This is a genomic window from Bacillus sp. SD075, from assembly GCF_017355165.1.
GTDB lineage: Bacteria > Bacillota > Bacilli > Bacillales > DSM-1321 > Peribacillus.
In genome coordinates, this window is record NZ_JADILK010000002.1 from 83654 (window position 1) to 106979 (window position 23326).

20 protein-coding genes are annotated in these 23326 nt (G+C 40.1%); 13 read left to right on the forward strand and 7 right to left on the reverse strand.

Annotated features, from left to right (window positions below):
• Positions 1–30: 30 nt before the first annotated feature.
• Positions 31–450 (reverse strand): DUF5365 family protein, encoded by a 420-nt coding sequence (locus IOC57_RS02525; RefSeq protein ID WP_207437273.1) that lies wholly within the window; start codon positions 448–450, stop codon positions 31–33.
• Between the two features lie 231 nt (positions 451–681).
• On the opposite strand from IOC57_RS02525, the gene IOC57_RS02530 reads away from it, so the two are divergent.
• Positions 682–1593 (forward strand): RluA family pseudouridine synthase, encoded by a 912-nt coding sequence (locus IOC57_RS02530; RefSeq protein ID WP_286184465.1) that lies wholly within the window; start codon positions 682–684, stop codon positions 1591–1593.
• A 289-nt stretch (positions 1594–1882) separates the two neighbouring features.
• Here IOC57_RS02530 and IOC57_RS02535 read toward each other — a convergent pair whose 3' ends face one another.
• Both IOC57_RS02535 and IOC57_RS02540 read right to left on the reverse strand, forming a co-directional pair.
• Positions 1883–2137: a GlsB/YeaQ/YmgE family stress response membrane protein gene (locus tag IOC57_RS02535; protein WP_170946860.1), complete on the reverse strand. Its 255-nt coding sequence runs from the start codon at positions 2135–2137 to the stop codon at positions 1883–1885.
• Between the two features lie 473 nt (positions 2138–2610).
• Positions 2611–3441: an aldo/keto reductase gene (locus IOC57_RS02540; protein WP_207437274.1), complete on the reverse strand. Its 831-nt coding sequence runs from the start codon at positions 3439–3441 to the stop codon at positions 2611–2613.
• Between the two features lie 396 nt (positions 3442–3837).
• On the opposite strand from IOC57_RS02540, the gene IOC57_RS02545 reads away from it, so the two are divergent.
• From IOC57_RS02545 to ald, 6 genes are all read left to right on the forward strand, one after another.
• Entirely contained in the window at positions 3838–4836 is a 999-nt protein-coding gene (locus IOC57_RS02545; RefSeq protein ID WP_207437275.1) for an inorganic phosphate transporter, read from the forward strand.
• A 237-nt stretch (positions 4837–5073) separates the two neighbouring features.
• Positions 5074–5694, forward strand: a complete 621-nt coding sequence (locus IOC57_RS02550; protein WP_063235631.1) for a DUF47 domain-containing protein — start codon at positions 5074–5076, stop codon at positions 5692–5694.
• 15 nt (positions 5695–5709) lie between these two features.
• Positions 5710–6708, forward strand: coding sequence for an inorganic phosphate transporter (locus IOC57_RS02555; protein WP_207437276.1), 999 nt, complete (start codon positions 5710–5712; stop codon positions 6706–6708).
• Between the two features lie 136 nt (positions 6709–6844).
• Positions 6845–8104 (forward strand): PucR family transcriptional regulator, encoded by a 1260-nt coding sequence (locus IOC57_RS02560; protein ID WP_207437277.1) that lies wholly within the window; start codon positions 6845–6847, stop codon positions 8102–8104.
• A gap of 46 nt (positions 8105–8150) precedes the next feature.
• Positions 8151–8966: an EcsC family protein gene (locus IOC57_RS02565; protein ID WP_207437278.1), complete on the forward strand. Its 816-nt coding sequence runs from the start codon at positions 8151–8153 to the stop codon at positions 8964–8966.
• Positions 8967–9142: 176 nt separating this feature from the next.
• Positions 9143–10276 carry an alanine dehydrogenase gene (gene ald, locus IOC57_RS02570; protein WP_076367639.1) on the forward strand — a complete coding sequence of 378 codons (1134 nt, stop codon included), beginning with the start codon at positions 9143–9145 and terminating at the stop codon, positions 10274–10276.
• A 312-nt stretch (positions 10277–10588) separates the two neighbouring features.
• Here ald and IOC57_RS02575 read toward each other — a convergent pair whose 3' ends face one another.
• Together IOC57_RS02575 and proC are read right to left on the reverse strand one after the other, a co-directional pair.
• Complete coding sequence (locus IOC57_RS02575) at positions 10589–11956, reverse strand: FAD-binding oxidoreductase (protein WP_207437279.1); 1368 nt, start codon at positions 11954–11956, stop codon at positions 10589–10591.
• An 81-nt stretch (positions 11957–12037) separates the two neighbouring features.
• Positions 12038–12844: a pyrroline-5-carboxylate reductase gene (gene proC, locus IOC57_RS02580; protein ID WP_207437280.1), complete on the reverse strand. Its 807-nt coding sequence runs from the start codon at positions 12842–12844 to the stop codon at positions 12038–12040.
• Between the two features lie 269 nt (positions 12845–13113).
• Between proC and IOC57_RS02585 the strand changes: the two genes are divergently transcribed.
• The 5 genes from IOC57_RS02585 (at position 13114) to IOC57_RS02605 (ending at position 18920) form a co-directional block, all read left to right on the forward strand.
• Positions 13114–14679, forward strand: a complete 1566-nt coding sequence (locus tag IOC57_RS02585) for an MDR family MFS transporter (RefSeq protein ID WP_207437281.1) — start codon at positions 13114–13116, stop codon at positions 14677–14679.
• Positions 14680–14789: 110 nt separating this feature from the next.
• Positions 14790–15422 (forward strand): DNA-3-methyladenine glycosylase, encoded by a 633-nt coding sequence (locus tag IOC57_RS02590; RefSeq protein ID WP_207437282.1) that lies wholly within the window; start codon positions 14790–14792, stop codon positions 15420–15422.
• Between the two features lie 313 nt (positions 15423–15735).
• Positions 15736–16617, forward strand: coding sequence for a permease (locus IOC57_RS02595; protein ID WP_396020752.1), 882 nt, complete (start codon positions 15736–15738; stop codon positions 16615–16617).
• A gap of 14 nt (positions 16618–16631) precedes the next feature.
• Positions 16632–17468, forward strand: a complete 837-nt coding sequence (locus tag IOC57_RS02600; protein WP_207437283.1) for a TIGR03943 family putative permease subunit — start codon at positions 16632–16634, stop codon at positions 17466–17468.
• A gap of 279 nt (positions 17469–17747) precedes the next feature.
• Positions 17748–18920 carry a C40 family peptidase gene (locus IOC57_RS02605; RefSeq protein ID WP_207437284.1) on the forward strand — a complete coding sequence of 391 codons (1173 nt, stop codon included), beginning with the start codon at positions 17748–17750 and terminating at the stop codon, positions 18918–18920.
• Positions 18921–19197: 277 nt separating this feature from the next.
• On the opposite strand, the gene IOC57_RS02610 is transcribed toward IOC57_RS02605, so the two are convergent.
• Both IOC57_RS02610 and IOC57_RS02615 read right to left on the reverse strand, forming a co-directional pair.
• Positions 19198–19398, reverse strand: a complete 201-nt coding sequence (locus IOC57_RS02610) for a hypothetical protein (protein WP_207437285.1) — start codon at positions 19396–19398, stop codon at positions 19198–19200.
• A 575-nt stretch (positions 19399–19973) separates the two neighbouring features.
• The gene (locus IOC57_RS02615; protein WP_207437286.1) at positions 19974–21656 is read right to left on the reverse strand and encodes an alpha-keto acid decarboxylase family protein; all 1683 of its coding nucleotides are present in this window, start codon (positions 21654–21656) and stop codon (positions 19974–19976) included.
• A 256-nt stretch (positions 21657–21912) separates the two neighbouring features.
• Between IOC57_RS02615 and IOC57_RS02620 the strand changes: the two genes are divergently transcribed.
• Positions 21913–23316 carry a sigma-54 interaction domain-containing protein gene (locus IOC57_RS02620; protein ID WP_207437287.1) on the forward strand — a complete coding sequence of 468 codons (1404 nt, stop codon included), beginning with the start codon at positions 21913–21915 and terminating at the stop codon, positions 23314–23316.
• Positions 23317–23326 lie beyond the last annotated feature (10 nt).

Below are 23326 nucleotides of genomic sequence, written 5' to 3' on the forward strand. Positions count from 1 at the left end.
TCCCGTTATAGCCGGCTCATTTTTTTTGCCTTATACTAAATATTGATTCGCCACCTGGATGTCCAACATCTGCATCTCATTACTCTCTTCATGGTTTATACTTGAAAAATGGTCATAATAAAAAGGGAAGAATATTCCGCATTCATTCAATAGAGTGATGTTATGTTGGAACAATTCTTCAGATTTAGATTCCATCACTATAGGATCTTCTCTCTTCTGTTTGTCTAATATCGACATGAGGACTTGAAGACATGTCATGACTTGGAATGCGTCTCTTAATGTTGCCAAGTAAGTGAAAGAACTTTGATTGGGCTCTAAAACGCCAATCTCGCGGAAGTGAAGGATTTCACTTTCCGTAAAGTATTTTGGAAATACAGATTCGTAGAAACGAGAAACGAGACTCGCTATTTCTTGCTCTTGTTCTTCCGTTGAAGAAAAGACCGTCTTCACTAAAAAACCACCTTTCTTCAGATCCGTTAGACCTATCTAATATATGTATATTCTAGGACAAGCGATTTCTTTCCCCATAGAATAACATAAAAATTGTAAAAAATACGTGGTAATTTCCACCACTGAAGTTCTTATCAATAGGCACAAGGTTACTTTTTTACAGCTTATCCGTAATTATTATATATTTTTTTCATTTAAGCACAACCAAACGAGTCGAAAGTAGGGGTTAAATTGGAAAATTTCAAAATAACTAACCAATATTTAATAATAGAAGTTCTCCAACGTTGGAATGGATTAACATTGGAAAAGCTTTTTAGGGAGCATTGGAAGGCCCCAAAGAAGCTAGTGCATGAATGGAGGATGAGTAAGGAAGTGACAGTGAATGGGAATGCCGTCCCATGGTCAACCATCCTTAACGAAGGAGATACGATCAGCATCCCCTTATTGGATTACGCTGAAAATGAAACAGTTCAAGCGACAGACTTAGGAATTTCCATCATATATGAAGATGATGTGTTGTTGATAGCCAATAAACCGGCTGGAATGGACACTCACCCATCTCAACCCGGTGAAGCACACTCCCTCATAAATGGAGTGGTGCACCATCTTCAAAATACCGGCCAGGTTTGTATGATCAAGCATATTCATAGGCTTGATAAAGATACCACCGGTGCGGTCCTTTTTGCCAAAAACCGCCTCATCGGGTCCATGCTGGATAGAATGTTGGAAGAAAGGGAAATCAAACGGACTTACCTAGCATTAGTTGAAGGAAACATTAAAAAGGATGAAGGCGATATCAAAGAAAAAATTGGCCGTGACCGCCACCATGCCACGAGACGAAGGGTTTCCCCTACAGGCCAGACGGCAGTTACCCATTACCGGGTAATCACTCGCGATTCCAAGAAAAACTTGACGCTCGTCAGCTGCACCCTGGAAAGCGGCCGAACCCATCAGATCAGGGTGCATTTCAGTCATTTGAATCACCCCTTGGCCGGAGATACCTTATATGGCGGAAAAAAGACATTTCATCGTCAAGCCCTGCATGCCAGGAAAATCGAATTCATCCACCCCATTTCGGAATTAAAAATGATCATTGAAGCTCCTTTCATTGATAGACCTGAAATATTCGACGATCACAAATAATACAAATAGAAAACACCGCTCCATTTCGGAACGGTGTCTTTATTTCTTCATTATTATTCCGTATTTGTTGCTTGTTTTTTTTGCGCAACCAGCGGACAGACTATGTTGGATGGATAATCATTCTATCGAACGGATTATCTGCTGGAATTTTCACTCTCTACGAACAGATTAACTGCATTTGGTTCGAATTTTCACCTCTACGGTTAGAATACACGCATGTTGAGACGGAAACCGTTCATTTTTGCACAAAAAAATTGCTGGCCACTTGGGCCAGCATTATTTTTGTAATTTAAGACGCTTTTCTCATGCCTTTTAAGATAAGGCTTAAGATGAAGACAAATACGATTGCACCTATCAGTGCTGGAATTATAGCGAAATCTGCTACTGAAGGTCCCCAGTTCCCAAGAATTAATGAACCTAACCAAGCTCCCACAAAACCAGCGATAATATTACCGATAATTCCAAATGGTACGTCACGTCCAACGATCATACCTGCTAACCAACCAATGATGCCTCCGATAATTAATGACCATAAAAATCCCATAATATATTTCCTCCTTCAAATTAGTTAATTTTTCAATTCCTGCAGCAGACTCCAAGAAATCCAATCACTTCCATATTGTCATGCCTGTATTCAGCTCTTTTAACTTTTACATTCAAATGGTATGATGCCGATTCGCACAATATCTAATGAATGTGAATGTTTTAGTTATTGGGTGGAGTTAGCCAGCTATAGCCCTTGAGTAACTGATTGGACAATCCTCATGATAGTGAATTTTTTCTTTTTGTTTGCCGCTGTACTCATTATTTTCCCCGTTTAATTAATCTAAAACCTAATTTTTTTAATAAATATTTGGCAATGGAAACAGGATTATCAGACATATTAAACGGGTATACCATAGGCTTAACTTTGTCACATAGTTAGTATAAGCAGTAACTGTTTCAATTATGTTCATAAAGGTAAAAGAAAAAGGGTGCCCCATTATCTGGACACCCTCCATCATTTAGTATTCTTTTTTAGAACATAAGTTCATCGGGATTGCTACCGAACCGTTCATTTTTGTTCAAGGCATCTATTTGATTCATTTCATTCAGGCTTAATGTAAAGTCAAATACCTGTGCATTTTCCTCGATGCGGGACGGCGTAATCGATTTAGGAATTACAACTAGATCATTTTGGAGATGCCACCGAATCAACACTTGTGCTGAACTTTTCCCATGCTTCTTCGCTATATGATTAATTGTCGGCTCTTCCAATAGGTTCCCCCTGCCTAGCGGGCTCCAAGATTCTACCTTTATTTCATGTTTTGCACAGTAATCACGAATTTTGACTTGAGTCAAAAGTGGATGCAATTCAATTTGATTGACGACCGGTTTCACTTCACTGTTTGCAAGTAAATTTTCCAAATGATGAACATGAAAATTACTTACACCGATTGATTTCACCTTACCATCCTTATAAAGCTTTTCCAATGCCCTCCAGGTTTCCAGATATTTATCTTTTCCGGGCCAGTGAATCAAGTATAAATCCAGGTATTCCAAACCAAGGCGATTAATACTATCATCAAATGCTTGGAGAGTGGTTTCGTATCCTTGCTCAGTATTCCATACTTTAGATGTAATGAACAATTCTTCACGAGGCACTCCGCACTCCCGAATCGCCTGACCAACACCTTCTTCATTTTCATAAATGGCGGCCGTATCAATCGCACGGTAACCAATCTCGATCGCTTTCTTGACGGACTCAACCGTTTCATTGCCATTTTTAACTTTAAATACACCGAAACCCAACTGTGGCATTTTAACTCCATTATGTAAGGTGATCGTTTTCCCAATATTTGCAATCATTCCATCATTCCCCCTTACTTTTATTTACCAATTATACATCCCTCCACATTCTATTTCTAACCATAAGCCTCGGGATTTAAAGAGTCCCTTAAGTGAAAACACGCCCTTGAATACCATTTATATATATTAAAGGGAACATTTTACCTTTTTAATCATTCACTAAATTAAATATTTTGTAAAAAAATGACGAAACATCTATCTTTATAGGTATGTAATTCGTTACAATTGTATAGTTCGACTTTAACCCGAGTAAAAAGAAGGTGCCATCTTTAAAGAATAATCAAAACGTAAAACTCCCATTCTAGATATTGAGGAGTTGCAAACAGTCCTGCGCCCATTCTTTGCCACAATTCCATATACACTTTACATAATTGATATCAAGGGAGTCCTCCATGTATGAATAGCATACTCATCTTAACCGCGTTAATTATTATTTTTGCTTTGGTCTTTGACTTTATCAATGGTTTCCATGATACGGCTAACGCCATCGCTACAGCAGTATCAACCAAGGCGCTTAAACCACGTCATGCAATCATCATGGCTGCCATCATGAATTTATTAGGAGCATTGACCTTTACCGGTGTAGCACATACCATTACGAAGGATATCGTGGATCCTTTCACATTGAACAATGGTTCTTATGTCATCCTTGCTGCCCTGCTTTCGGCAATCATATGGAATTTAATCACTTGGTATTTTGGCATTCCAAGCAGTTCCTCCCATGCGATCATTGGTTCAATAGCGGGAGCTGCCATCGTGGCTAGTGGATTCGATGCGATTAAATGGAATGGATTCTCTAAAATTATACAAGCGTTGATTCTATCTCCTATCCTTGCCTTTACGCTTGGATTCATTGTATACAGTATCTTCAAGGTCATATTCAAAAATAATAACTTAGGAAAAACCAATAAGCGATTCAGGAGAATACAAATTCTCACGGCGGCCATCCAGTCTTATACACATGGAACGAATGATGCACAAAAATCCATGGGGATCATCACGATGGCTTTGATTGCTAACGGATATGCCTCTACATCTGAAGTTCCTTTCTGGGTACAATTATCCTGCGCAATAGCCATGGCGCTTGGAACATCAATCGGAGGTTGGAAGATCATCAAAACTGTTGGCGGTAAAATCATGAAAATCCGCCCGGTTAATGGTGTGGCGGCCGATATGACTGGGGCGGCCATCATTTTCGGTGCAACCTTCCTGCATATGCCGGTCAGCACGACACATGTCATTTCTTCTTCAATACTTGGAGTCGGTTCTGCACACCGCATAAAAGGGGTAAAATGGGGAACAGCGAAAAACATGTTAATCACTTGGTTCATTACATTGCCAATTTCCGCTTCCTTAGCAGGAATCATTTACTATTTGATTGCTTTATTTTTATAAAACTTTTGCCTTTCATATTAGGAAAGGCTTTTTTTCTACAGATTTTTCCTTTATAAGCGTTTGTTTTTACCGTTTTTTAATTTCCCTTGTTTTTTTATGTAAAGTTTTATTAAGATTTTGTAAATTTTCGTCGAAAAACCTTCCCGGATACTACATGAATTCGTTACAATCAATTTGTTAATACTAAGCGTACGACTAAGGTGCGTAAATTTGCATGACTAATTGGGAGGCTTTAACATGGCTTTTAAATCAAAAAAAGACAAATTCGCAGTAATGCTTTTTAACATCGCTCAAAACCTAAAAGAAGGTGCGGATTATTTCGCGGATTATAAACTCAAAAACATCTCCGATCTAAAAGTATTTTCAGATACGATGAAAGACTATGAGCATAAAGGCGATTCAATGGTTCATAACGTCATTAAAGAGCTGAACAATGCCTTCATCACTCCTATCGAAAGGGAGGATATCCTTGAATTAACCATGAGAATGGATGATGTCATAGACGGTTTGGAACACTGTGCGGCATTATTCGAAATGTACTCAATTGTCAATGCAGACGAGTATATGCTTAAGTTTGTGGATGCAATCAAACAATGTACGTATGAAATTGAAAATGCCGTCGATACGCTATCCACTAAAAAACTGCCAATGATTCGTGAAAATGCAATCAAAATTAAAGATCTTGAATCCGTTTGTGACGGAATCCAACGTCAATCAATCAAAAACTTGTTTACCGTTGAAAAAGATCCAATCAGGATCATTCAATATAAAGAAATATATGAAAGTCTTGAAGAGATTGCCGATCACTGTCAAGCGGTGGCCAATACACTTGAAACAATCATAATGAAAAACGCCTAAGGAGTACCCCAATAAATGGATACTTTATTAATTTTAACAATATTAATCGTTTTCTTTGCTTTAGCATTTGACTTCATCAATGGTTTTCATGATACAGCCAATGCAATAGCGACTGCTGTTTCAACAAAGGCCATGAAGCCTAGGCATGCCATCATCATGGCAGCCATCATGAATTTCGTCGGAGCTATGACCTTTACTGGAGTAGCGAAAACCATAACGAAGGATATCGTGGATCCGTTCACGCTTCCGAATGGTTCATATGTAATCATGGCTGCTCTGCTTGCCGCCATCATATGGAACCTTCTTACCTGGTATTACGGAATACCAAGCAGTTCCTCCCACGCATTGATTGGTTCGATTGCAGGGGCTGCCATTGCAGCAGCTGGCTTCTCCGGCATTAAATGGGAAGGATTCATGAAAATTCTTCAAGCTTTGATCTTCTCCCCGCTAATTGCTTTTGCAATCGGGTTTATCGTATACAGCATCTTTAAAGTAGTCTTTAAAAACAATAACTTGACAAAAACAAACCAAAAATTCCGTACTATACAGATTGCTACTGCAGCACTTCAATCGTATACCCACGGAACGAACGACGCTCAAAAAGCGATGGGGATCATCACGATGGCCCTTATTGCAAATGGTTATGCATCAAGTACCGATATCCCCTTCTGGGTTCAATTCTCCTGTGCGCTAGCAATGGGACTTGGAACTTCCGTTGGCGGATGGAAAATCATTAAAACGGTTGGCGGCAAAATCATGAAAATCCGTCCGGTCAATGGTGTTGCAGCGGATTTAACCGGGGCCTTTATCATTTTCGGCGCAACTGTAATACACATGCCAGTCAGTACAACCCATGTTATTTCGTCTTCAATCCTTGGTGTTGGATCAGCGCATCGTGTCAAGGGTGTAAAATGGGGAACGGCCAAAAGAATGATCATCACTTGGTTCATTACCATTCCCATCTCGGCAACATTAGCAGGTGTTCTCTATCTTTTAATTAACTTGCTATTCTAAAATGAAAAATCAAATCCCTTCCGGTTACCATCGGTAGGGATTTTCTGTTTTAACAAAGGATTTATCTATGCTTATTAATAGGAAATCGTTTAAAATTCAAGGAGAAGGAATTTTTTTAGCGAGGGGCAAAATAAAAATGAAGGAATTCGAAAAAAATAGAGATATTTTTAAAGACCTTTATGGAGATATGATGGAGTTTGCCGACAGAATAAGTTCTGTTTTAGGTTGTCCCATTACAATCGAGGACGGTAACCACCGCTTACTTGCTTATAGCACACACGATGATACTACGGATCAGGCTCGTATCATGACCATAATCGGAAGACGTGTCCCTGAAAAGGTCATCAACAGTTTATGGAAAGATGGCTTCATCCCAGCGTTATTGAAAGAAGATGCCCCCATTAAGATCGGAGCCATCAATGATGTCGGTCTTGGTAACAGGGTCGCGGTCTCCATCCGGAAGAATAACGAAGTACTTGGATTCATTTGGGCTTTGGAAGTAAATGAACCTTTCTCCGAAGAAGATATGAAATTTCTGCAATTCGCTGCCAAGGAGGCCAAAAACCAGTTACAGCAATTGCAATTGAAAAAGAAAAGGAAAGAAGCAGGCCATCAAGATTTCCTCTGGCGCATGTTGACCGGGCACTATCAAGAAGAATCGGAAATAATTGAAAATTACACGAAATTCTCCATCCATGTACCAGTGGTTTTTTCCATATTGGTATTCGAATTTCCTAAAGAGATCAATCGCGAAGTGGAGCGATACATTTCATACATGTTAACGACCACTCAAAAGATAAGCAGTTCCTTATTTGCCATTGACCATAATAAGCTCATTCTTTTCGCGGGAGCCAACCAGGAGAACAGCCCTTCTTTCACTTCATCGATTTATGAATTCATTCCTTTTTTCATTCTGGAGATGAAACGGCGTTTCGGTGTTGAGCATATCCTTGGAACGGCTGGAAATATGTATAAAAACTTAATGGATGTTAAATCAAGTTACGAAGAAGCTCAATACACCCTAAAAATGAAGAATATTTTCCCTGATGACATGAAACTCATATTACATTATGAAGAACTTGGCATGTTTCAAATGATTGAAACACTCGCAAGCAACAAACAGCGCCGTGTTCATCCCTCCATCCTTAAGTTAAAAGCATACGACATGAAAAACCAGACGGAATTGCTGCAAACACTCACTGTCTATCTAGAGAAAGACTGCAACCCGAATGAAGCTTCAAAAAATCTTCATATCCATGTGAATACTTTGAATTACCGATTAAAAAGGATATCTGAAGTGGGAAATATACGGTTAAAAGACCCGATTCAAAAAATATCCCTCTTTCTTAACATTAAACTTAATCAATATGATGAATTTTTCAAGAAAAATTCATGATATATTCCTTAAAATGGAATACTAGAAGTGTGGAAAGGTTGATCATATGATATTTGAAACAAAAGATGAACTTGAAAAGGAATTAATAATCATTGAAAAATGGGAGAAAGACCAGAAAGGACTATGGTTTTGGGAACGGATTGGGCGGATTCCCTTCAAGCTATTGGATAAGTTGACACCTGATTTCATTCAGAAAAAGTTAGGTGTCATGCTTGATGAAATCGGCAGCTACATTCAGAATGGCGGCAAATATTTAACGAAAGAAGCCCATATTCTAAGTCAGCTGCAGGCCAAGGTTCCCGAGTTGAACATCACCTCCCTGGAAGATCTTTCAAACATCCCCCTCCATATCATGGATAGCGTGAGTCAGGATATTAAAAATTCAGGCAGTAAATTTGCAGCGGTTCAAGGTGCCACTACGGGGATTGGCGGAATCTTCACCTTGGCCATCGACATCCCCCTTCTTCTCGGCATGTCGATCAAAACCCTTCAGGATATCTCCATCACATATGGCTTCAATCCTAGAGACCGCCAAGAACGTATTTTCATCGTCAAATGTCTGCAATTCACAACTTCGGATGTTGTCGGTAAAAAGGCTCTATTAAATGAATTGTCAAAAATGAGCCAGACTGATTCCCAATCAAAAAGGGAAATAGCATCCGAACTGCAAGGATGGCGAGAAGTTGTTTATACATACCGTGATCAGTTTGGCTGGAAAAAACTTTTGCAAATGGTTCCTGTTGCCGGAATAATATTTGGCGCCCTTACAAATCGTTCCATGATTGCCGATATAGCCAATACGGGAATCATGCTATATAAAAAAAGAAGGATTTTAGAGCGCATTCAAGAACCTATTGCATAGAATTGAATACAGCTTAAAAGGACCTTGATTCTGGCGAGTCCATCTTTTTTGAAATTGCGTTTGTGGAATTCCACAAATACACCTTTTTCATTTTTCTGATTTCCACATACTAACTACTTCTTTTTCCAACTATACTTGTGATACAAATAGTAAAACATATTATTGGAGGGATTAAGATGAGAATAGGAATTCCAAAAGAGATTAAGAACAATGAAAATCGTGTAGCTATCACTCCAGCTGGGGTTGTGGCATTAGTCAATGCAGGACACGAAGTATTAATCGAAATGAACGCAGGCCTAGGAAGCAGTTTTACAAATGAATCATATCAAGAAGCTGGTGCTGTGATAGTCGAGGACGCTGCTAGCGTTTGGTCAAGCACAGAAATGATCATGAAAGTAAAAGAACCTATCTCATCTGAATATAAATATTTCCGAAAAGATTTAATCCTTTTCACATATTTACATCTTGCGGCTGAACCGGCACTAGCTCAGGCCCTGAAAGAAAGCGGTGTCTTGGCTATTGCTTATGAAACGGTTGCAGTAAACCGCACACTTCCTTTATTGACACCAATGAGTGAAGTTGCAGGACGCATGGCTGCACAAATCGGTGCTCAGTTCCTTGAAAAAAATAACGGTGGGAAAGGAATTCTCTTAAGCGGAGTTCCTGGAGTTAAACGTGGTAAGGTCGCTGTTGTCGGCGGAGGTATGGTTGGAACGAATGCTGCAAAAATCGCTATTGGATTAGGCGCAGATGTTACCATTCTTGACTTAAGCCCTGACCGTCTTCGTCAACTTGATGATATTTTCGGAAATGAACTGACTACACTTATCTCCAACCCATATAATATTGCAGAAGCAGTCAAAGATGCCGATTTAGTAATTGGTGCTGTTTTGATTCCAGGTGCTAAAGCTCCTAAGCTCGTTACTGAAGAAATGGTTAAATCGATGTCTCCAGGTTCAGTCATTGTCGATGTTGCAATCGACCAAGGCGGTATCTTTGAAACGGTCGACCACATAACAACACATGATAACCCTACTTATGTTAAACATGGAGTAGTACATTATGCAGTGGCGAATATGCCAGGGGCAGTGCCTCAAACTTCTACAGTTGCTTTAACTAACGTAACAGTGCCATTTGCACTTCAAATTGCAAACAAAGGTGCCATCAAAGCTATTCTTGAAAATGATGCACTTGCAAAAGGCGTCAATGTAGCGAATGGTGAAATCACGTTCGAAGCAGTTGCCACAGACCTTGGCTACAACTATGTAAGTGTTGAAAACGCCTTAAACTCAAATAACATTAACGCTTAATAAAAAATAAGACTCCGGACGACGCAATCTTGTCTGGAGTCTTATTTTTTTGGACGGGAGACTCGTTGAAGCTGTACTTCTTCCGACAATGTCTAGGTCAGGCCGAATTATCTCGCACAACGGGCGATTTTTCCGGATATAGCTCGAATTAAAGACTAAAATCATTATTTTTATACGTTTATATGTTTAAATTACGTGATAGGTAATTGGCATTTTTGACTTGATCCCCATATAGTAGGCAAAGATATGCCACTACATTTTATATGGGATCAAGTCGAGTTATTACTAATCTAATAAAATGGAGTATTCCTCTTAATCTACGAAAATCTTCCCAGGATTCATTATTCCTTTCGGATCCAATGCCTGTTTGATCGTTTTCATCACTTCGTAAGCTCCTCCATGCTCCCTTCGTTGATACTTCGATTTTCCAAGTCCTACCCCATGTTCACCCGTACATGTACCGCCTTTCATTAATGCAAATTCGACGATTTCATCATTTAACCTCTTCGCTTCTTTAACTTCTTCAGGATTTTTCAGATCGATCATGAATAATACGTGATAATTCCCGTCACCTACATGTCCTACAATCGCACCCTCCACTTTGGATTGTCCGACTTTCTTCCTTGTATCCAGTATGGCATTCGATAATTCATGAAGGGGCACACTTACGTCGGTCACCATCAGCTTCTTTCCAGGTGCGCTGTGAATGAATGCGTATGCGAGATTATGGCGCGCTTCCCATAAGGCATTACGTGCTTTTGAATCGGTTTCAAACTGGATATCCCCACAGCCAAAATCATTTACGATTTCCTTGGCAAACTTGACGTCCTGTTCCAGTCCGGCAAAGTTTCCATGAAACTCGAGGAATAAAGTTGGTTGGACATCATAGGATTTGTCCATAAATTGATTAACTTTTTTTATGGACACGGCATCAACCAATTCAATTCGTGCAATCGGGATGCCGGCAAGCATGATCCCATTAACCGCAGATACTGCCTGTTCGACGGTTGGAAATGAAGCTCTCCCAGCCATTGTGACCTCAGGAATGCCATAAACTCTTAAAGTCAGTTCAGTAAATACACCTAGCGTACCTTCAGAGCCGACAAACAAGCCATTCAAATGAATGCCTGAAGATGATTTTGTCGCTAAACTTCCGGAATGAATCACTTCACCGTTTGCTAAAACCACTTCTAAATCCCGGACTTGATCACGCATTATCCCATATTTGACCGAGGTCGTCCCACTTGCATTCGTAGCTGCCATCCCTCCCAATGTTGCATCGGCACCAGGATCGACGGAAAAGAACAAACCGTATTTTTTTAATTCTTTATTGAGTTGCGTCCTTGTCACACCTGGTTGGACCTTCACAAGGAAATCATTTTCCCTAATTTCCAATATTTGATTCATCAAGGACAAATCCATGGAAATTCCCCCTTTGACTGGAACGACATGCCCTTCCAAACTTGACCCTAATCCAAAAGGAATGACCGGTATTTCATGCTCATTCGAATACCGCATGACTGAACTGACTTCCCCGGTATCCCTTGGGTATATGACCACATCCGGTAAATGCGGAGTGTGGTAGGATTCATCATGGCTGTGCTGTTTCAATAAAGTTTCATTCACCGTTACTTGTTCTTCCGAAAGTATCTTTCTTAATTCTTCTATATAACTATTCATTATGCTGCCCCCTCTTTTTTTTACAAATATTCTGAAAATATCGCACAAATGGGATTGCCCGCTAACTGGCAATCCATTTCTTCACTTACTGAAACCTTTCGTTTTATCCGTGCAGGCCTTCATTGCTTGTAGAACGCTGGATCTTAGCTGATTCTCTTCTAAAGAAGCTACCGCAGATATCGTTGAACCGCCCGGTGTACAGACATCATCTTTTAAAGCAGCAGGATGTTTTTCCGTTTCGAGGACCATCTTAGCAGCTCCCATTACAGCTTGTGCAGCCATTCGGTATGCTTGTTTTCGTGGAATGCCATCACGGACCCCTCCATCAGCCAGCGCCTCGATGAACATGTATACATAAGCAGGTGACGAACCGCTGATGGCCGGCACTGCGTCCATTAAATCTTCATGGAGGATTTCCGTTTTACCGAAACTATTCAGCAGTTCAGTCACACCCTCTATATCAGCATCGGTCATTTCATCATTAATACTCATGGCCGTCATGCCTTCACCAACAAGCGAAGGAGTGTTTGGCATCGTCCGGACAACCTTCACTTTTTTTCCAAAGCCGCTCTCAACTAGAGAAATCGTGATCCCCGCTGCCATAGTGATGATCACAGCGTCTTCTTTCACATGATTCTTCACTTCTTCAAGCACTTGCTTATGCTTGGCAGGTTGGATCCCTAAAAAGAGAAAATCGGCAAAACCGGCAACTTCTTTATTATCCAACGTACCTTTAACCTTATATTTCATGGTGATTTTAGTTTTGGTTTCCACACTCGCAGTACTGACCATGATTCCTTCTGGTGAAATGACCTCTGCAAGCAACATGCCCTCAAGCATTGCCTCACCCATTTTACCGCATCCAATAAACCCGATTCTTTTATTCATATTTTACACTTCCAATCATAAGTTCATCTATATTCCTTCTTATTATATCGGATTTGATAAATGGAAACACGTAGGAGATATTAATCTGGAGGAGTTGATGGTTTTTAGTCGAATTACTTAAGTGTTTTGAATGACCTTTATATCCACCTTCATGCAATTGGAATTTTCAGCGAAAAAACCGTTGACTAATTGGTCATTTCGGATTTATAATTTTGACCTATTAGTCATAAAACGAATAAGAAATACAGTTCTAGGAATGGAGAAATCATATGGAAATGGATAAAAGAGCGGTCAATACCAAGCTAGTCTTAACAGGATTGATTATCGGAATGTTTTTCAGTTCATTGGAACAGACGATCGTCGGTACGGCCATGCCGACAATTATCGGCGAATTGAATGGTTTTACTATCTTTGCATGGGTAACGACTGCCTATTTAATAGCCTCAACGACTGTTGTACCCATTGTTGGAAAGCTATCTGATTTATATGGCAGACGTTCCCTTTATCTGCTTGGTACGATTATTTTTACGATCGGTTCGTTTTTATGTGCCACGGCCACTTCGATGGAGCAATTGATCATCTATAGAGGGCTTCAGGGAATAGGCGGCGGGATGATCATGCCTTTATCCCAAACGATAATCGGCGATATATTCTCTGCCGAACAAAGAGCCAAATGGCAGGGTGTATTTGGAGCCCTTTTTGGTTTAAGTTCCGTCATTGGCCCTTTTCTGGGCGGACTGATCGTTGACCATATAAGCTGGCATTGGATCTTTCTGATCAATGTACCGACGGGCTTACTATCTGCCATTTTGATTTATGTAGGATTGAAACATGAAGCCATAAGAAAAGCAGAGAAAGTGAATATCGATTATCTGGGCATTTTCACATTGATTCCTGGTATTGTCCTGTTACTGCTGGGCTTGACCTTCGGTGGTGATAAATTCGAATGGTTATCACTCGAATCTCTCTTGATATTTGGCAGCACCCTTGTCTTCATTGCCCTATTCATCATTTTTGAAAGAAGAGCAGTCGAACCGATTCTTGATTTATCCCTTTTTAAAAATAGAGTTTTTTCCACCACGAATATTTTGGGATTCTTGCTGGGCCTTGGCATGTTCGGGGCAATCATGTTCGTCCCGCTGTTCATGCAAGGCGTACTGGGAGTTTCACCAACAAAAGCTGGGTCGACCATGACACCAATGATGATCGGTATGATTCTTTCCAGTATCATTGGCGGGCGGTTACTATTGAAATTCCGTTTTCGTACCGTGCTTACCTTTGGAATGGCCTTTGCAACGCTTGGCTTCTTCCTAATGAGCATGATGGACGGCAGTACGACCATATTCACTGCGTACTCATTCATGGCCATCCTTGGAATAGGCATGGGTCTTGTCATGCCGACATTGATGATTGCCGTTCAAAACGAATTTCCTAAATCCCAGCTAGGGTCGGTTACAGCGGCTTCGACATTCTTCCGATCTATAGGAGGAACGATGGGCATCACGATTTTGAACGCTGTCATGAATCACAATCTCCAGCAAAATATGGATGATGCGGTCGTAAGCCAAAAGGACCCTATATTGCATGAGGCACTGAAAGCATTAGCCGATAAAACGGATGCATTATTCAACGTCATGCTTTATCCGGAAAACCTTAAAATGCCGGCAGAAGTCAGCAATGTCCTTGTACAAACGATTGAAAATGCTTGGATCGATGCATTCTCCAGTGTTTTCATCACCGGTATCTTTTTTGTTTCCGCGGGGATATTAGTGGCACTTTCCGTGGGTTCGGGCCGAATCAAAAGAGATCAAGAAACGGAAAAGGAAACAGTCTAAAAATTTGCTCGGGCCCGGCTGATATAAACAGCCGGGCTTTTTATTCCCTTCATGTTTCTTTTTCATTGATAAGGGAATTTTACCTGTATGAGACTAAATGGAGTGATACTATGAACAAGATAAACCATTCAATTTTACCTGAGGATTTTTATCAGCAGCCCACGCTTGAACTGGCAAAATCCCTTCTTGGCTGCCTGATAGTAAAAGAAACAGCGGATGGAACCGCTTCTGGATTCATTGTTGAAACAGAGGCATATATTGGACCTGAGGACAGGGCTGCACATAGTTTCGGAAATAGAAGGACAACACGGACGGAAGTGATGTTCGGTAATTCCGGATTGATATATACATACGTCATGCACACACATACACTGGTCAATGTCGTAAGCGGAGGACCTGAAAATCCGGAGGCCATTTTAATCCGGGCGGTTGAACCCTTTTCCGGGCTTGAGTTAATGCATGAAAGACGCGGAATTGCCGATATTCATAAATGGACCGATGGACCTGGGAAGCTAACAAAGGCACTAGGCATCACCATGGATGATTATGGTCGATCTTTTACGTCCCCCCCGCTATATCTTGCTGCCGGAAAAAAGCCTGAACACATTTCCAGCGGGCCCCGCGTCGGAATCGACAACTCCGGGGTAGCAAAAGATTATCCTTGGCGTTTCTGGGTTACCAACAATCCGTTTATATCCCGTAAAAACCTAATTAATAAAGTGTTACCAAAAAGGAAAACATGATTTTATCCCCTCTAAGTGAACAGCGTAAAAACTGCGGATGTTACACTGTTCACTTAGAGGGGATTTTACTTCGCCCGGAATCATCCCGAAATATCAAAATTCGTGAATGAAAGGATTAGGAAATAGCTGGAGGCACTCATAGCCCAAAAGGAAAATGGCTTAAGTTGAAGTAATACTTAATTCCTGCCAAACCTATTCATTACCATAATTCCCTTACTTTTTCAACTTCCAACCTATTACCCCAGTAATAATAAATTGACTTCTTTCTATTACGAACCTAATATAGTTAAGTCAGCAATATGGAAGGTGGTTTATGATGAACGTTCAGGCCCTTTTGCAAATGAATACAATTTTTATTAGTATCCTAATTGAATCCCTTCCCTTCATTTTACTTGGAGTCCTTATATCTGGAATCATCCAAATGTTTGTGTCAGAAGAGATGATTGCAAAAATCATACCGAAAAATCCGATCTTATCTGTTCTATCCGCAATAGGTGCAGGAGTCTTTTTTCTTGCCTGCGAGTGCGGGATCGTCCCGATTACCCGACGCTTGATCGCTAAAGGGGTTCCTCTTTCAGCAGCCATTGCCTTTATGCTTTCTGCACCCATTCTCAATCCGATCGTCCTGTTTTCCACCTATATAGCGTTTGGTAATAGCTGGAGCATGGTTTTCTACCGTGGCGGAATTGCATTCATGGTCGTTCTGATCATTGCATGCATCCTTTCTTTTCAATTTAAGACAAATCAGCTTAAACAGGAACCTATCGATCATATACATCACCATAAACTTACATTTAAAGACAAAATAACAGGGATGTTTAAACACTCGATTGAAGAGTTCTTTTCGGTTGGAAAATACTTAATCATTGGTGCACTGTTGGCAGCTGTCATCCAAACCTTTTTGAAAACATCCCTATTGCTTGAAATAGGTCAAGAAAAACTATCCGGGAATGCAGTCATGATGGCTTTGTCCTATGTCATGTCCTTGTGTTCCCAAGCCGACGCCTTTGTTGCAAGTTCTTTTAGAAGTACCTTCTCGCCCTCTTCACTAGTTGCTTTTCTTGTATTTGGGGCCATGTTTGATATAAAAAATACGATCATGCTATTAGGTACCTTCAAAACAAAATTCGTTTTATGTTTGATGGCCTATATATTTATTTCCGTCTTAGGCCTAACTTTATTGTTTATTTCTTAAAGAGGGTGTTTTATATGGGGAAATTATTCATATTACTTGGACTTACTTTTTTATTCATGCATTTACACGCCTCGGGGAATATATCGAAATACATTAATATGGAGTATTCATATGTTTCACAGATTGCTATCTATATACTGGCAATACTCACGTTAATGGGATCTTACTTATATTTTAAGGAAGATAATCAAGAAGAATGTATGGATTGTCAGTGCGGGCATGATCACTCCCAGGAAAATAAGAAATGGACAAGGAACCTTACTTACTTCCTATTCTTCATTCCCATTTTAACCGGCCTCTTTTTGCCAGTTGCCACTATGGACTCCAATATTGTAGAAAAAAAAGGATTTCATTTCCCGGTGTATGAGGACTCGGATGAGTATAGCCAGCATCAATTTCTGCAGCCGGATACGAGTCTTTATTATGGCAAGGATGACTATTTAACTCTAATGGATAACTCTCTCAAAGGATTGGTTGATCGTGATAGTCTTCAATTAACCGATGAAAACTATCTAAACGATTTAGAAGCCATCTATTACGCTCCTGGAAAGTTCACTGGCAAGCAAATAACGTTAACCGGGTTTTCGTACAATTCAGATGAGCTAGCCAAAAACCAGGTATTCCTGTTTCGTTTTGGGGTCATTCACTGTGTCGCAGACTCTGGGGTATTCGGTATGCTAATCGAATTTCCTGAAGGAATGCACCCTAAAAATGATGAGTGGTATTCCGTGACAGGTGAATTGGAATCCATTTATTATCAGCCATTCAAGAAAACCATTCCACTGCTCAAGGTATCATCACATAGTAAAATCGCTGAACCCGATGATCCCTACGTTTATAGACAATATTAAAAAATTCATCATGGAAAGGTAAGGATTATATTATTCTTCCTTTCTTTTTTATTACCTCAAACTTCCATTTTATGAAAGGCTTTTTACTAGTTATCTCTTTATGCGAAATGGCCCTCTTACTCCCCACTTGAATTCACTCAAGGTGACAGATCTACAAAATACTCTAAAAAATGACGAAAAAGTTGAATTTTATTTATATGGGTCATGTTTTTTATATGGCTTACCTTTATAATATAAATGCTACATATTTTTTTACCACATCAGGAGGAACTTTCCTAAATGAACAATTCGAAAAACTCTTTCATTCTTGCAGGAACGATTATAGGTACCCTTATCGCCGGCACCTCTGCTTATGCTGGTTCTTATCAAGTTAAATCCGGGGACACCCTTGATAAAATCTCTAAAGCCAATAATACAACTGTCCAAAAATTAAAATCTCAAAACCATTTGACTAGTAACCTTATTTTTCCCGGACAAGTCTTGAAGGTTAATACTAAAGCCCAGACAGATGAAAATATTGATAAAACCGAAAAATATGTGGTTAAATTGGGGGATTCTTTATCTAAAATTGCTAATAGATATAACCTTTCCCTTACTGCCCTGCTTAAATTAAACTCTCAAATTTCTAATTCGGATCGCATTTATATTGGCCAAACCATCCGGGTTTCCGGACAAGCCCCTGCATCCAGCTCTACGGCTACAAACAGTCATTCTAATGCTACATATACAGTCAAATCCGGGGACACACTGGACAAAATTTCGAGATCCAATAATATGACTATCCAACAATTAAAGTCTAAAAACCATTTGACTAGCAGCCTTATTTTTCCCGGACAGGTCTTGAAGGTTAATACCCTTACCAGCAATCCGGATAATAGTAAAAATACAACAGAAGTTTATGTGGTTAAATTAGGGGATTCCTTATCAACAATCGCTAAAAGATACAACCTTTCCCTTAGTGCCTTACTTAAAATAAACCCTAATATTTCTAATTCAGATCGTATTCGTATAGGCCAAACCATCCGTGTTTCTGGGAAAGCCCCGGCATCTGCGATTAAAAAAACGTCCAAATCGACCAAAGCAGATCAAGTTTTGGCTGCTGGCGCTAAATACATGGGAGCCAAGTATGTTTACGGTGCGAGCACTTCACGCACTGACGTATTTGATTGCTCTTCATTCACATTAAGGGCATTCCAAAGTGCAGGTGTTTCCTTGCCTCGAAATTCAGTGGCTCAATCGCACGTTGGTAAAGCTGTATCTTCAAAATCCCTCCAAAAAGGGGACTTAGTATTTTTTGATACTAATAATGATGGTGTAATCAATCATGTTGGAATTTATGCAGGTGATGGTCAAATGCTGAATGCCTCTACATCTCAAGGTGTATCCTACGCTAACATTAACAATTCTTATTGGGGACCCAGCTTTGTAAAGGCAGTCCGAGTTCTTAACTAAATAATGAAATGGCATTAAACAATTGTTGGCTAAAAAATAAACTCTATAGGCCTTGATTAAAGAGCAAAAAAGTGTGTATTGATAAAATATCATACACGCTTCTTTGCGTGTTATAATGTCAAATAGCCGCCAATTGGTGTTATGGCTTATAACCCTTCTCATCCTCTCACCGCATTAACTTTGCATCTCCATAATCGCATAAGTGAGTTGTTTACTGATACGTACTCCTTCCAATCATAATAATTCCTTTCGTTCAGCTATTTCATCCTTCTTTTTTCTATGACAGACAATCGTTTATTGTAAATACCATGCTTTTCTTAATAACTTTTTCATCACCTGCCTGTTTTGTTAGATGTCTTTCCTGCATTTCCACTTGCTTGTAATGGACTTTTTCTTCAGTAAGATCGATGAACAGCATATACTGTTGAGATTCTTTATTCGACTCTATTAACCGTGCCAATGATACATTTTTACGCATTTTTGTGTCCCTTTAACTATAGAAATTGCCATGCTAAAAAGAATGGTTTTCTCCACTTAGGAAAAAAATAGGCCCCATTGCTTCGTGACATTTTCAAAATACTCCTAATTTAAAAATTCCTGGTTTCAATTTTGATAGGACAGTGACAATACTGATATTGTCATTTTGAATATATCCTGTTTACTTTTTCACCTTTCCATTCTTGTCCTTGGTCGGCCCATTTATATATAGTAAGCAGTATCTACATTGCCAACAAAAAAGGACTTCATCACAGAAGACCTTTCAGATTGGAGATAAGAAGAGCATTTGCCTACAGTTTTTTCTTTAAAATAATTGCAGTTGATTTCAAATACCCGCTCCCTTTTGTAGACATTGATTTTAAATCCCTTTCCGCCGACTGCCTGCCAAGTCTCCTCTCCACAAGCACCTAGCGGAGTCTCGGCTAGACAGTTATTCGGCAGGAGGGTCCCAAATTTCTTCAATCCAATCAGGATTACAGTAAAAAACCATTAAGGATAATCCAGTCTTGTTTTAAAATCATGGTTCGGGGTGAGATTCCGAACTTCCTTTTGGTATTACTTTAGTTTTTCTTGCCTTTCAAGATACTGCCTCATTTTTTGCAAATAATCAGGTGCATCCATTTGATCTTTCACGACCAATTCTATAAGGCAAAGCTTATCGGCGTTCATGTCCTGAGCATTTAGAATGGCTTCATCCAATTCACCATTCGTCTCGACTTTTGCTGTAAATGCCTCTTGACCAAACGCTTCAGCCAGTTTTGTATAATCCCACTCTGGTATCTCGTTGTATTTCTGTTTTTCTATATCGACTTTTACGTTTAAGAATTTTTCTATCGTGTAGCCGTTATTGTTGAGGATGAACACGATGGGCTTGCAGCCATTCTCCAGCATCGAGCTTATTTCCTGTGCTGTCAGCTGTATCGAGCCGTCTCCGGTAAACAAGAGAACACGCCGGTTTCTATCTGCTATACAAGCACCGAAAGCTGCAGGCGTCGCATATCCGATACTTTGCCAGCCTCCCTGAGCTATGTAGGTCGCCCCTTTCGGCAACCTGACCTGTGACATGCCATAAGAGAATGTTCCTGTTTCCGTGACCACAATGTCATTTTCCTTCAACATTTGCTGAAATCGAGGATAATAGGAAGCGGCTTCCAGTGGTGCTGATTGGCCTTCTACCATTGTGTCATATGGAAACGAGATATTTCCGACAGATCCGTTCTGCCGGTAGCCAATGTCCTGGAGGGCATTTAGAATTTCCTCCGCCCTGACATTCATATAACTGGCTTCTCCCACTTTTAATGTGTCAGGTTGAATTTCCACCATTTTCAACGGGTTAAGCTTTGCTGTACCTTTGGAAGTATTGACGTCTGACCAAACAGCACCAACAGCTATGATGAAATCCGCGTCTTCAACAGTCTGAGTTACATCCATACTTCCCAAAGCGCCGCCGTATACACCAATATACTGGGGATGGCTCTCATCAAACCCGCTTTTTCCCTGCATTAACGAAGCAACTGGTACATTTAACCTCTCGGCGAGCTGCAGTACGGGTTTCTGCAGGTTATACCGAATTGTTTTCACGTCGACAAGCAAAACCGCTTTGTTTACATGTTCTAACATACCTTTTATATGTTCCATTGCTGACTGTACCGCATCGATATTCGTTTTATGCACATTTTCAGAAGTCTCACTTTGAGAAAGCAACGGTTTTTCAACAAGATCGATAGCCACTACCAAATAAACGGGCTTTTTCTTTTCTTTAGCGATTCTGATTGCAGCCGGTATCTCCATAGCTGCGTTTTCTGGTGTAAGAATCGCCGTATAACTGGTGATATGCTCATAAACCTTACGGAAAACATCAAAATCTCCGTCCATTAACGTATGATGGGCAAGCTCCTTCTCCTGTTGCATCATGGACTTTGGAGAGCCGACAATATGTATGAGCGGCACATTTTCACTGTACGCGCCAGCTATTGCATTACATGCGCTCATTTCCCCAACACCAAAGGTGGTGATGAGTGCCGACATACCCTTCACCCGGGCATAAGCGTCCGCTGCGTATCCAGCATTTAGCTCATTTCTTCCATTAATAAACTCAATCCCATCATAATCTTCCAAAGTATCTAGCAATGAGAAATTATAGTCGCCAGGCACACCAAAAATCTCTGTAATGCCTTCTTCCTTTAAGCAGTCGTATAAATATTGTCCCAGGGTTCTGTTTCCAGCCAAGTCAACCACTCCTTCATTCGATTACTATCTACTTTATTTATACCCAATCATAAGTAGGTTAATCGTATAAGTATCCATATTCTTAATGGGTCTAGCCATTCTATTACTCTAGTTATAGCTTTGATGAAAGAAGTGAGTGTCATCATTCCAGCATGGAATCTTCTTAAAAATGATTCAAATATAAATCGAAATATCTGAAAATTCTTGATTTCACCTCTATTTTTGATTTATATTTGAATCACCGGAACATTGGATAAGGGGGAAAATGATGAGTGATAACAATGTCAAAAAAGTTTTGGAATGTATCATCAACACATCCAATAACAATATTACCGTGACAGATGAAAAAGGATTCATTTTATTCACGAATCCTAACCATTGGTGGATATATGGAATCGAACCAGAACATTATCTTGGGAAATCCGTTTATCAGCTCGAAACGGAAGGAATCCTTTCACCTTCGATTTCTGCCATGGTATTGAAAGAGAAAACACCTGTCCAGATCATGCAGCAAACGAAGACGGGAAAAATCGTCATGTCGACTGCCTATCCCATCTTTGATGATGATGGTGAATTGATTCGTGTCGTCAGTTATGCCCAAGATCAAACTGAAATCAGGAACCTCCAGGATCAGTACGGTCAATTGGAGAAAAAGATTCAAGAATACCAATCGGAGGTCGAGGAACTTAGGGAACAGGAAGAGCTGATCTATCGCAGCAAGGAAATGCGGCAAATCGCCAAAACGATACACCGTGTTTCCAAAACGGATGCAACCGTCATGCTTCTTGGGGAATCCGGTGTGGGAAAGAGCGTCTTCGCCCGCCGGCTACATAATCAGAGTTACCGCAGCAAAGAGCCATTCATCGAAGTCAACTGCAGTACCATCCCAGAAAGTCTCTTTGAATCTGAAATGTTTGGATACGAAGGGGGATCCTTCACTGGTGCGCAAAAGCAGGGGAAGCAAGGGCTGGTAGAACAAGCAGATAACGGAACCTTATTTCTCGATGAAATCGGGGAGCTTCCCCTCGATATGCAAGTAAAATTGTTAAATGTCCTGCAAGAGAAGACTTTTAAAAGAGTGGGTGGAAAAAAAGAGCATAAGATAGATTTCAGGCTGGTAACGGCAACCAATCAAAACCTTGAGGAAATGGTGGAAAAGGGAACATTCAGGCTCGATTTGTATTACCGCTTAAATGTGATTCCCATCCAAATACCGCCATTACGAGAAAGAAAAGAAGATATTGCCATTTTAATCAATCATAATCTCGAAATCATCAACAAGAAATATAAGTCTGCTAAGAAATTGCACCCTTCCACTTACGAAATACTTATTCAGCATAAATGGTCAGGAAACGTGCGTGAATTGGAAAACCTGATTGAACGGCTCATTTTGACCTCGGAAGACTCCATCATTTTCCCAGGCTTTCTCCCTTCCCATTTCCATGGGCAAGAATCATTGACGAAAATAGATGATACGTTAATGATCGACGATATGATGGTTGATGATCGTGATCTCAATACCGCACTCGAACAAGTGGAAAAATGGATGATGATGAAAGCGGGTAAACAATGTAAGTCCACATATGAAATGGCTAAATTCTTAGGGATCAGCCAGCCTTCCGTCGTCAGGAAAATGAAGAAATATAAAGGTCAATTACCCATTAAGTAAAAGAATATTT